10 protein-coding genes are annotated in these 11,065 nt (G+C 49.0%); 7 read left to right on the top strand and 3 right to left on the bottom strand.

The window, feature by feature from the left end:
- The 3 genes from AK963_RS35670 to AK963_RS20185 form a co-directional block, all read left to right on the top strand.
- The coding region (locus AK963_RS35670) for a hypothetical protein (protein ID WP_238593797.1) at positions 1-196 on the top strand (196 nt) is incomplete at its 5' end.
- A gap of 122 nt (positions 197-318) precedes the next feature.
- Positions 319-1,302 carry a PLP-dependent cysteine synthase family protein gene (locus AK963_RS20190; RefSeq protein WP_066017233.1) on the top strand — a complete coding sequence of 328 codons (984 nt, stop codon included), beginning with the start codon at positions 319-321 and terminating at the stop codon, positions 1,300-1,302.
- On the top strand, positions 1,299-2,462 hold the full coding sequence (locus AK963_RS20185; RefSeq protein ID WP_066017232.1) for a trans-sulfuration enzyme family protein: 1,164 nt from the start codon (positions 1,299-1,301) through the stop codon (positions 2,460-2,462). Before AK963_RS20190 ends, AK963_RS20185 begins: the two co-directional genes overlap by 4 nt.
- 59 nt (positions 2,463-2,521) lie before the next feature.
- Here AK963_RS20185 and AK963_RS20180 read toward each other — a convergent pair whose 3' ends face one another.
- Entirely contained in the window at positions 2,522-3,511 is a 990-nt protein-coding gene (locus AK963_RS20180) for a PstS family phosphate ABC transporter substrate-binding protein (protein WP_066017234.1), read from the bottom strand.
- A gap of 368 nt (positions 3,512-3,879) precedes the next feature.
- On the opposite strand from AK963_RS20180, the gene AK963_RS20175 reads away from it, so the two are divergent.
- Together AK963_RS20175 and AK963_RS20170 are read left to right on the top strand one after the other, a co-directional pair.
- Positions 3,880-4,422, top strand: a complete 543-nt coding sequence (locus AK963_RS20175; RefSeq protein WP_066017231.1) for a TRAP transporter small permease subunit — start codon at positions 3,880-3,882, stop codon at positions 4,420-4,422.
- A complete protein-coding gene (locus AK963_RS20170) occupies positions 4,419-5,795 on the top strand; it encodes a TRAP transporter large permease (RefSeq protein WP_066017230.1) in 1,377 nt (458 codons plus the stop codon). Before AK963_RS20175 ends, AK963_RS20170 begins: the two co-directional genes overlap by 4 nt.
- A 55-nt stretch (positions 5,796-5,850) precedes the next feature.
- Here AK963_RS20170 and AK963_RS20165 read toward each other — a convergent pair whose 3' ends face one another.
- Positions 5,851-6,846, bottom strand: coding sequence for a LacI family DNA-binding transcriptional regulator (locus tag AK963_RS20165; protein ID WP_066017229.1), 996 nt, complete (start codon positions 6,844-6,846; stop codon positions 5,851-5,853).
- A gap of 140 nt (positions 6,847-6,986) precedes the next feature.
- Between AK963_RS20165 and nhaC the strand changes: the two genes are divergently transcribed.
- Positions 6,987-8,444, top strand: a complete 1,458-nt coding sequence (gene nhaC / locus AK963_RS20160; RefSeq protein ID WP_066017228.1) for a Na+/H+ antiporter NhaC — start codon at positions 6,987-6,989, stop codon at positions 8,442-8,444.
- Between the two features lie 55 nt (positions 8,445-8,499).
- Complete coding sequence (locus AK963_RS20155; RefSeq protein ID WP_066017227.1) at positions 8,500-9,672, top strand: MalY/PatB family protein; 1,173 nt, start codon at positions 8,500-8,502, stop codon at positions 9,670-9,672.
- Between the two features lie 94 nt (positions 9,673-9,766).
- Here AK963_RS20155 and rsgA read toward each other — a convergent pair whose 3' ends face one another.
- Positions 9,767-10,810, bottom strand: coding sequence for a ribosome small subunit-dependent GTPase A (gene rsgA, locus AK963_RS20150; RefSeq protein ID WP_066017226.1), 1,044 nt, complete (start codon positions 10,808-10,810; stop codon positions 9,767-9,769).
- Between the last annotated feature and the right edge of the window lie 255 nt (positions 10,811-11,065).

Below are 11,065 nucleotides of genomic sequence, written 5' to 3'. Positions count from 1 at the left end.
GATCATCCTGAGTTTTAATCTGACTGGCTATTTGATCTACCAGTTTTTCGTTGATTTCAACGCTCATTGTTATTCTCCATTTTGGAGTATTAACGACAAGCGTTTACACAATTTAAATTACATTCCCATGCTTTTTTATTGCAGCCTTGTTTTTGCAATGTTTTCCCGTAAATACTCTGTTATTTTCTATGCGTAATTGGTTGATGGAAGATCAGACCAAATCTCTTCTCAGCTATATCGTTAAAACAATCCATTCCAAGCCACTCTCTATTTTTGCCAATACTGTGGTCGCCAGTACAACTGTTGGTTACCACCTGTATGACTCAAAACACATCGATACTAGATCTTATCGGCAATACCCCACTTATCCGGCTGACCCACTTTGATACAGGCTGCTGCCAGCTATACATCAAACTGGAATGCAACAACCCCAACGGCTCGATCAAAGACAGAACGGCGCTGAGCATTATCAACACAGCAGAGAGCAAGGGAGAACTGAAGCCCGGACAGGAGATGATTGAAGCAACCGCAGGCAATACCGGCATAAGCCTCTCAGCCATTTGCCGCGCCAAAGGTTATCAGATGAATACGGTCATACCTGACAAAATGAGTCAGGAGAAAATAGATCTACTCAAGATGATGGGCGCTAACGTGATTCTCACCCGTTCGGATGTTAGCCGTGGCCACCCTGACTATTATCTGGATTTGGCAGAAACACTCAGTCGGCAAAAGGGATACTTTTACACCAACCAGTTTGCCAATAAGGCAAATATTGAAGCCCATTTCAAAACCACTGGTCCGGAAATCTGGCAGCAAACCGCAGGCAAGGTAGATGCGTTTGTCTGTGGTGTGGGTACCGGAGGCACATTAACCGGTGCCGGTCGCTACCTGAAAGCTCAAAAGCCAAGAGTAGAACTGATTCTGGCAGATCCCGAAGGTTCGTTGTTGGCAGATAAGGTCAACAACATTCCAGAAAAAACATCTGGCAGCTGGCTGGTCGAAGGGATCGGTGAAGACTTTGTCCCTGATAACTGCGATCTGTCTCTTGCTGATCAAGCCTTCACTATTTCAGATCAAGATGCCTTCAGGCATACAAGAGCACTGTTTAACAGGGAACTGATTCTGGCGGGTACCTCAACCGGCGTTTTACTGGCTGCAGCACTGCAATATTGCCAGCAACAGACCACCCCTAAAACCGTCGTTACCCTTGCCTGCGACACTGGCTACCGCTATCTATCCAAGGCATTTAATCATCAGTGGCTTGAACAGCATCACCTGACAGGAGAACTGGAAAGCCTATGACCAGTAAAAGCATGCGTTTTGCTACCCGTACCATTCATGGTGGCCAGGAGCTTGATCCGGTTACCGGTGCAGTTATGCCTGCTATTGTGACCTCGTCCACCTATGCACAGCAGGCTCCCGGGCAACACACCGGGTTTGAATACTCAAGAAGCCAGAACCCCACCCGTTTTGCCCTTGAGCGCCTGCTCGCCAGCCTGGAAAATGGCCGGAAAGGGTATGCCTTTGCCTCAGGCCTGGCCGCTATTGCCACCGTTCTTGAGCTGCTCAATCACGGTGACCATGTGATTGCCATGGACGACCTGTATGGTGGCTCTTTCCGCCTGTTTGACCAGGTACGCAGAAGAAGTGCCGGTTTGTCATTCAGCTTTATTGATATGTCTGCCCCTCAGGCTTTTCAGAGAGCCATTCAAAACAATACCAGAATGATCTGGATAGAGAGCCCAACCAACCCTCTGCTTAAACTGGTTGATATTGAAGCCATCTGTGATCTGGCCCGGAAAAGAAACATTCTGGTCGTTGTGGATAACACCTTTGCTACCCCATTTAATCAGCAACCACTGAATCTTGGGGCAGACATTGTCGTACACTCAACCACAAAATACCTGAACGGTCATTCTGACATCATTGGTGGTGCAGTGATTATTGGTGATGATCCTGAGCTCAATAACCAGATGACGTTCCTGCAGAATGCCATTGGCAGTATTGCCGGCCCATTTGACAGCTATCTGGCATTGCGCGGAATAAAGACGCTGGCATTACGCATGCAAGCCCATAACGATAATGCTCAACAACTGGCCGAATGGCTGGAAAGCCACCAGCAGGTAGAGAAAGTTATTTATCCCGGCTTAAGAAGTTATCCACAGCATGATTTAGCTAAACGACAAATGTCAGGGTTTAGTGGAATCATCTCCGTGTTAATAAAGGGATCGCTTGAGGAAACCTCACGCTTCTTCTCCAGACTGAAAGTATTCACTCTGGCCGAAAGCCTTGGTGGTGTAGAAAGCCTGGCTGAGCAGCCAGCCATTATGACCCATGCCAGCATCCCTCCTGAGACCCGCAGACAGATTGGTATTCACGACAATCTGATCCGTCTCTCGGTTGGAATAGAAGATATTGATGATCTTAAAAAGGATCTTGATCAGGCATTACTGATCAGTTGAATAGTTCACCCATAAAAAAGCCACTGAAGACAGTGGCTTTTATTCAATCAGTAATAAATTTATTTACTGGCAACTGTCGTATTATCAAGCCCGAGCTTAGCCAGGTATTTATCAACAACCTTGCCTGGCAGTGGAATATAGCCATCCTTCACAACCACTTCCTGCCCCTGCTTAGAGAGCACCAGCTTAACAAACTCACGCTCAAGTGGAGACAATGGCTTGTTAGGCTGCTTATTCACATACACGTAGAGGAAACGTGACAGAGGATAACTGCCATCAACGGCATTCAGCGGCGTCGCTTCGACGAAAGCCAGCCCCTCTTTCTTCGCCAGCGCAACGGTTCTTACGCTGGAAGTTTTGTAGCCAATGCCAGAGTAGCCAATACCATTCAGCGATGCAGAAACAGACTGAACAACAGAGGCGGAGCCTGGCTGTTCATTTACACTGTTTTTGAAATCCCCCTTACACAGAGCCTTTTTCTTGAAGTAGCCATAAGTACCGGATACCGAGTTACGCCCGTAAAGCTGCACAGAACGGTTCGTCCAGGATCCACTCAGACCGATATCACCCCAGGTCTTTACTTCACTGTCTGCGCCGCACTTAAGGGTTGACGAGAAAATCGCATCCACTTCGGCCATGGTCAGGCCTTTGATGGGGTTATCTTTGTTCACAAAGACAGCCAGCGCATCAATGGCTACAGGAACGGCCGTAGGCTTGTAACCATGCCTCTTCTCAAAGGCTTCCAGCTCTTTGTCTTTCATTTTCCGGCTCATGGGGCCAAAGTTTGAGGTACTTTCTGTCAGTGCGGGAGGTGCAGTAGAAGAACCCGCAGCCTGAATCTGAACATTCACATTGGGATAAATGCGCTTGAAATCTTCAGCCCAGAGTGTCATCAGGTTAGCCAGAGTGTCTGAACCAACGGATGACAGGTTGCCGGATACGCCACTGGACTTATTATACGCTGGCAGAGATGGATCCAACTGGCTGGCCATTGCCGAGCCACTGGCCAGTACCAGTGCTGCTGCAGTTACGAGTTTTTTTATTTTCATCATTTGCTCTCCAGGCTTGGCACGCCCCGTTCGATTAACAGCACCGTCTAATAATTCAGGGCTATCAAAGAGTGATCTGAGGCGTGAGCCTCCTTGCTTGACTTCTGGAAATCAAATATAGAGCGCTAATATGACAATTCTGTGAAGACAGAAGAATTATCTGGATAAAATGCATACGGAGAGATAGCCAAATTGATCCACCATCACTGGACAGCCTATAATGGCTTCGCTTAATGCCTTCTGTTTACTGCAGTTTTTTTGATCAAGACATTCTATAACACCAACAATAAATCAGAAGCGTTGAACAAAAATAATGATAATAACAAGTAGCCAGTGTCGAGTGTTCTGGCTGCCGGGGGAAAGACAGTATGAATCCCGCCTGGAAATACGTCAGGTCGGTGGTAGCCGCTATCGACCAATTCACAGAACGTACAGGAAGATTAATCAGCTGGCTGACATTACTGCTGGTATTTGTCGTCTGTAGCGTTGTGGTTCTGCGCTATCTGTTAAACATCGGCTCCATCGCCATGCAGGAATCGGCCATGTACCTGCACTCAATGGTCTTTCTGGGAGCCAGCGCTTACACACTCAAGCACAATGGCCATGTCCGGGTTGATGTTTTCTATCGAACCATGAGCACAAAAAAACAGGCACTGGTTAACAGCCTGGGCACGGTTTTCATGCTGATACCGGTCTGTCTGTTTATTGGCGTGATGAGCTGGGATTATATCGCACGCTCCTGGCATATTCTGGAACGATCTCCGGATCCCGGAGGGCTGCCTTTTATCTATCTGCTGAAAAGTCTTCTCCTTGTGATGGTGGTTACCCTTCTACTTCAGGGCATTGCTGAACTGATGCGTTCCCTGATGATCCTTACCGGTAATGACGTCAGTCAGGAGAACAGATCATGATGGATGCCATTCCTTTTTTGATGTTTGCCACCGTCTGCCTGGTACTGCTGGCTGGTTATCCCGTGGCGTTTTCACTGGCAGGAACAGCCCTGCTGTTTGCCGGAGCTGGATCGCTGTTTGGCGTATTTGATCTCTCGTTAATGAATGCCCTGCCCAGCCGGCTGTTTGGTGTGATCACCAACCAGACGCTGATCGCTGTACCGCTGTTTGTCTTTATGGGGGTGATGCTGGAAAAATCCAAAGTGGCAGAGAGCCTGCTGGAAAGCATGGCCCGGCTGTTTGGTAAAACCCGGGGGGGGCTTGGCCTCTCGGTCACCGTTGTTGGCATGCTGCTGGCCGCCAGTACCGGAATAGTCGGAGCCACAGTCGTGACCATGGGACTGTTATCGCTGCCAACCATGCTCCGTCGGGGATATTCCCCCGCGCTGGCGACCGGAACTATCTGTGCAACGGGTAGCCTTGGGCAGATCATTCCTCCCTCCATAGCCCTGGTTCTGCTGGGCGATGTCTTATCCAGTGCATACCAGCAGTCACAGATCAAAATGGGCATCTTCTCACCGGATACGGTTTCAGTTGGTGATCTGTTTGTCGGAGCCATTATTCCCGGCTTACTGCTGGTTTTTTGTTATGTCGTTTATCTGATCATTGTTGCCCGCATCAAACCTGATGCTGCACCAGCACTGACTGATGATGACTTGGAAGCCATGAGCAGTAACAGCTCTCTCTTGTTCAGCCTGTTACCACCTCTGTTGTTGATTGTCGCTGTTCTGGGCTCAATACTGGCGGGAGCCGCTACACCGACAGAAGCAGCCAGTGTCGGTGCCGTAGGCGCAATCCTGCTAGCGATTCTGCGCAGACAGCTCAGCATCAAAACATTGAGAGAAGTGGTTCGATCAACGACACAGGTCACCTGTATGGTTTTCCTGATTCTGATTGGAGCCTCCATCTTTTCCCTGGTCTTTCGAGGCTTCAATGGAGAAGAGCTGATTCACAGTTATTTTGAGGCCATGCCCGGCGGAGTATTTACTGCCGTATTAATAGTGATGCTGGTGATGTTTCTGCTGGGCTTTATTCTCGATTTTATCGAGATCACCTTTGTCGTCGTGCCCATGGTCGCACCAGTACTGCTGGCTATGGGGCTGGATCCGGTATGGCTGGGGATTATGATTGCGGTTAATCTGCAAACCTCTTTTCTGACACCACCTTTCGGTTTTGCTCTTTTCTATTTACGCGGAGTTGCACCGCCAGAAGTGGCTACATCCGATATCTACAAAGGGGTGATCCCATTCATTATTATCCAATTGCTTGTTTTGTGTGCTTTAGCTGTATGGCCAGAGTTGGCAACCTGGTTGCCAGATAAGATTTATGGCTAAAGCTATACCTCAAGAACAATGGCTAATATATAAGCCATTGTTCTGGTTTATACAGCTATGCATTTATAGCCAGAGCCACAGAGTTCCTTCTTACTAGCAATGGCTGAAAACGCGTTGAAACTCCACTACCAAAACCCTCTATACACAATCTTGCGGCATGAATGGCCATACTCTCAATCGGGCTGCGAACAGTAGTCAGTCTCGGGGTGAAGTAACACTGGGGCAAAACATCGTCGAAGCCCACCACAGACAGTCTTTCCGGTACTGAAATGCCGTGATCAGCAAACACCTGGATGGCTGCAGCAGCAAAAAAGTCGTTGTAAGCGACCAATGCAGTCACCGGAAGCCCTTTATTAAGCAGGTTGGTTGCTGCCAATGCACCACCATGCTCACCAAAAGGTACTTCTTCCACCCAGTCAGGATTCACGCTAATTCCAGCCTCCTCCAGGGCCTTCTGATACCCGAAAAAGCGCTCAGCCTTATCGTCGATTTCAAGTTCACAGCTGATATACGCGATGTTGCGATGACCATGATCCAGTAAATGCTTTGTTGCCAGATAAGTACCCTTGCGATTCTCCAGCCAGACGCACTGCTCTTCCATACCCGGCACATAGCGGTTAACAATGACAAACCCGGGGAGCTTGCTGGCAACCCGTATTAACTGATCGTCACTCATCGCTTTACTGTGCATCACAATATTTCGACAGCCTTTGTTCAACAGATAATTCAGTGCCTCTTCTTCCAGCTCAGGATCGTACTGACCACTGGCAACAATTAACTTACGGCCATATTTCCGGGCCACTTTCTCTACGCCCTGGGTCAGCAAACCAAAGAATGGCGAGTTGAAGTTACTGAGAATCAGACCGATCGTATCTCCGCCCTGGTTTATGGACAGGCGACGATTATCTTTCGTTTGATACCCCACCTGCGCCATGGCCTGTTCAACACGGGCAATGGTTTCTGGCAGAACACTTGGGGAACGGTTGATGACCCGGGACACTGTAGCGGTTGAAACACCGGCGGCTTTCGCAACATCGTTAATGGTCGACATGGAGATACTCTCTACTTCTTATGTAAATTACATCAAATCCCCTCACATTCTTTCATTGATTTACATCATAAAACGGGATCAACAATGCGAATATGATGCGCGCATCTGTGAAATAGTGATCATCTGGTGGTGTAAATTACATGAGTGCTTCACAAACGGTTAAAGAAACCTCTGCGGGCCTGGCCCTTGTTCCCATATTTTCCATGCTGCTGTTGCTGATGGTTGGCTATGGTGTTTACGGGTTGCCTATTGAAGCACTGCTGCTCACTTCTGCCATTATTGCTGCCGGTGTTGCCTGGAAACAGGGTTACAGCTGGGATGAAATTCAGGAAGCCATTGTTGAACGTCTGGCAAAAACACTGCCAGCGGTTTTCATTCTGGTGCTGGTTGGTGGCCTGATTGGTAGCTGGATGATTGGCGGTACTATCCCCATGCTGGTGTATTACGGTCTGAAAATTATCAGCCCGGAATACCTTCTGCTGACCTCCTTCCTCGTTACCTGTCTGGTCTCTCTCTGCACCGGCACCTCTTGGGGTTCTGCAGGTACCGTCGGTGTTGCCCTGATGGGGGTTGCCGCTGGAATGGATGCTAACCTTGCTGCGGTTGCTGGCGCAGTGGTTTCCGGTGCTTATTTTGGTGACAAGATTTCTCCTCTGTCGGACAGTACCAACTTTGCCCCGGTCGTTGCAGGAACTGACCTTTACTCGCACATTCAGCACATGCTTTGGACGACACTGCCTGCATTTATCCTGGCAGCAACGGTGTTCTTCTTCTCAGGCACAAGCGGTGTTTCTTCAGAAACCCCGGAAAAGGTGATTCATATTCTGGCCAACCTGGACCAGCTCTTTACCCTGAATATTTTTCTACTGCTGCCACCGGTTATTATCCTGTGGGGTGCTATCCGCAAGCTGCCAACCATCCCTCTGATGATCGCGGCCATTGTCGTTGGTATTATCAATGCGGCTGCTATCCAGGGCTTCAGTCTGGCAACGGCACTCAGCGCCATGCTGAGCGGCTTCAACAGCAGCATGTTTGCTGATGCGGGTCTGGGCAATATCACCGTCATCAGTGATGTTATGACCCTGGTAAACCGCGGCGGCCTGTTCTCCATGATGGGCATGGTTCTGCTGGTGTTCTGCGCCTTTTCATTCGCCGGTACCCTGGCACTGACCGGTGGCCTGAAGGTTATGGTAGGCATGCTGGCAAAAGGCATCAAAGGCACCACCAGCCTGATTGCTGCAACCATTGCCACCACCTTTACCGTGGTATGCACCACGTCTGATGGCAAGCTGGCTCTACTGATTCCTTCTGAATTGCTTCGTGATACTTATAAGCGCATGGGACTGGATGCCAAAAACCTGTCCCGCACCATTGAAGATGCCGGAACCGTTATCGAGCCTCTGGTTCCATGGACAAACGCCGGTGTGTTCATGGCCGCCACACTGGGTGTATCGACCCTGGATTACCTGCCATGGGCTATCCAGAACTACGCTGGCGTTATCTTTGCCATGATTCTGGCCACCATGAATATCGGTATCGCCAGACTTAACAACGATGCCAAAGAGCCAGGCTTAAAAGCCAATCCCGCTACCGCTTAACAATTCCTAGTGAAAGGAAAGCCCCCCGCAGGGGTTTTCTTACTGAGGTATATTTATGCACCCTGAACTGGATGCTGTGATCAACCGCTATGGTACGGACTGCCTGAAGTGGGACTATATGGAAAAGTGGCTCGGTGTCCCAAAGGGCGAAGCACTGCCAAGCTGGGTGTCTGACTGGGATTTCAAGGCACCGGACTTTATCTTGAAGCCACTTCAGGAACGTCTGGATCATGGCATCTTTGGCTACTCAGAGCGCAGTGACGAGTATTTCTCATCACTGATTGACTGGTGGCTTGAGCGGCATCAGGTACACCTGCAGAAAGAATGGTTTCACACAACACCCGGCAGCCTGCCTGCCATCGCCATGCTGGTCGAAAGCTGGAGCCAGCCCGGTGATCAGGTACTGGCATTAACTCCGGTGTATCATGCATTTTTCCGAACCATCACCAACACTCAGAGAACACTGGCCACTTCTTCGCTGATCAACGACAACGGTTACTACACCATCGACTTTGATGATCTGGAAAGTAAATTACGCAGTGGCGTCAAAGTGATGATCTTCTGTAACCCACACAATCCGGTTGGGCGGGTATGGACTGAAGCGGAAATTACTCGTGTCTGTGAGCTTTGTCATCAATACGGCGTTTACCTGATCTCTGACGAGATCTGGGCTGATATCGATTTCTCTGAACACCGTTTCTTCAGCTGCCTTCGAGTCAGAGAAGAACACCAGCAGAAAATGGCGGTTTGTATCGCCGGTACCAAAACCTTTGGCCTGCCTTCACTGCGACTGACTAACACAATGATTCCTAATGAACAGGAATCAACCGGGCTGAAGAACAAGCTTCAGGCATACGGAATTGATGTTTACAGTGCCTTCAGTCTGGCAGCCAACCAGGCAGCCTATCGAGAAGGAGCTGAATGGGTTGATCAAACCGTTGCCTACCTGCACGAAAACAGTCGTATTCTTGAGAAGTTTATCAAAACAGAATTGCCGCATATTCAGTATCGCCCACAAGAGTCCACTTACCTTGCATGGCTTGATTGCCAAACGTTGAAGTTAAGCGATGAAGATCTGGAAAAGAGAGTTCATGCCGCTGGCGTCATTCCCAGCATGGGGTATTGCTTTGGCGAGGATGGTCGTGGCTTTATTCGTCTGAACCTCGGTTGCCCAAAGAGCATTCTGGAAGAAAAGCTGAATCGCTTGAAAACAGCATTGAGTGTATAGAAGACAGTCAGACTGATCACGGGTCTGCTGAAAGAAACAGATAGAGTCTGAGCAGCTACTCTGACTCTATCCCCAGGCTCCTAGAAAAACTTATTTACATCTCATGCTTTCTTGCCTTTTTTCCTGACTGGATGGTCTTACACATTTTCACAAACTGCTTATCCGCTGCGCGTCGTTCTGCAATACTGGCTCCATTGATGGCCTGCTCTCTCATCAGCTTCTGGTAACTACTCAACCGGCGAGGATCAAGCTTACCACTGGTAATGGCGGCATTGATGGCACAACCTGGCTCACCGTCATGCTGACAGTCAGAAAAACGACACTGACTGGCAATGTCACTGATATCAGCAAATGTCTGCTCAACTCCCTGCTCACAGTCTGCCAGTTGCAGTTCACGCATTCCCGGAGTATCCATGAGGAGAAAACCACCCACAGCACAACGCAATGATCTTGCCGTGGTTGTATGCCTGCCTTTACTGTCTTCCTCTCGAATAGCGCTGGTGTGCTGCCAATTCTCCTGAAAGATCGAATTAAACAGTGTGGACTTTCCAACACCGGAAGACCCGAGAAAGGCTACCGTCTGCCCTGGTCGGCACCAGCTCATCAGAACCTCAACACTCGATATATCCAGTGCATTAACCGCTTCCACCATAAGCAGGGAATCCAGCTGTCTTACCTGTTCTACATACTGTTCAGGTTCGTCACAGAGATCCGCCTTGGTGAGAACAATCACCGGTTCTACATCCGCTTCATGTGCCAGTGCAAGGTAGCGCTCAATTCGATTCAGGCTGAAATCCTGATTCATTGAACAGACAATAAATACGGTATCCACATTGGCAGCGATCAGCTGGGCAGTCACTCTGGACCCTGCAGCTTTACGACTGAAGAGTGATTGCCGCTCCAATAACCGTATCAGACGATGCTCTCTATCCAGCAGTACCCAGTCACCAACCGTCATCGCCGGATAGCTGGGATTAGCCGGCAAAGCCATATAACCCTCATCACTCATCAGCTCATAGCTTGAGCGGTTGTGCTCCATCACTCTGGCAACACTGCACTCTTCCAGTTCATCCAGTGACAACTGCTGTTGAAAGAAAGGGCGCCAGCCCAGGTGATTTAATGCAAGTAAATTCAACATGAATAAAAGCCCTGACGCGTTACTTATAGATTCAAAGCAAACGACATCATCTTGTAAACGATTGTTTATCAAAGGGCGGTAAGGCCCCGGTAACAAAAGACCGGACCAGAAAACTCGATTAGAGACTTATACCAATCGCATTTTCTAAATCCTTAAGCTGCCGCCAACTATGCTTAGGCATCATTACCATGCATTATCTAGAACAGATGTCTCGTCGACCACAGCTACCCGAAGGTTTTAATGATGTTGATTTTC

This window comes from Endozoicomonas atrinae (genome assembly GCF_001647025.1).
Classification (GTDB): domain Bacteria; phylum Pseudomonadota; class Gammaproteobacteria; order Pseudomonadales; family Endozoicomonadaceae; genus Endozoicomonas; species Endozoicomonas atrinae.
The sequence above is the reverse complement of the archived record's forward strand: the minus strand, read 5'-3'. Positions and strand labels throughout refer to the sequence as shown.

Excerpts from the sequence above, each read along its gene's own strand:
- AK963_RS20190 (WP_066017233.1), top strand. The coding sequence starts at position 319 with ATGACTCAAAACACATCGATACTAGATCTTATCGGCAATACCCCACTT.
- AK963_RS20185 (WP_066017232.1), top strand. The coding sequence starts at position 1,299 with ATGACCAGTAAAAGCATGCGTTTTGCTACCCGTACCATTCATGGTGGC.
- AK963_RS20180 (WP_066017234.1), bottom strand. The coding sequence starts at position 3,511 with ATGAAAATAAAAAAACTCGTAACTGCAGCAGCACTGGTACTGGCCAGT.
- AK963_RS20175 (WP_066017231.1), top strand. The coding sequence starts at position 3,880 with ATGAATCCCGCCTGGAAATACGTCAGGTCGGTGGTAGCCGCTATCGAC.
- AK963_RS20170 (WP_066017230.1), top strand. The coding sequence starts at position 4,419 with ATGATGGATGCCATTCCTTTTTTGATGTTTGCCACCGTCTGCCTGGTA.
- AK963_RS20165 (WP_066017229.1), bottom strand. The coding sequence starts at position 6,846 with ATGTCGACCATTAACGATGTTGCGAAAGCCGCCGGTGTTTCAACCGCT.
- nhaC (WP_066017228.1), top strand. The coding sequence starts at position 6,987 with ATGAGTGCTTCACAAACGGTTAAAGAAACCTCTGCGGGCCTGGCCCTT.
- AK963_RS20155 (WP_066017227.1), top strand. The coding sequence starts at position 8,500 with ATGCACCCTGAACTGGATGCTGTGATCAACCGCTATGGTACGGACTGC.
- rsgA (WP_066017226.1), bottom strand. The coding sequence starts at position 10,810 with ATGTTGAATTTACTTGCATTAAATCACCTGGGCTGGCGCCCTTTCTTT.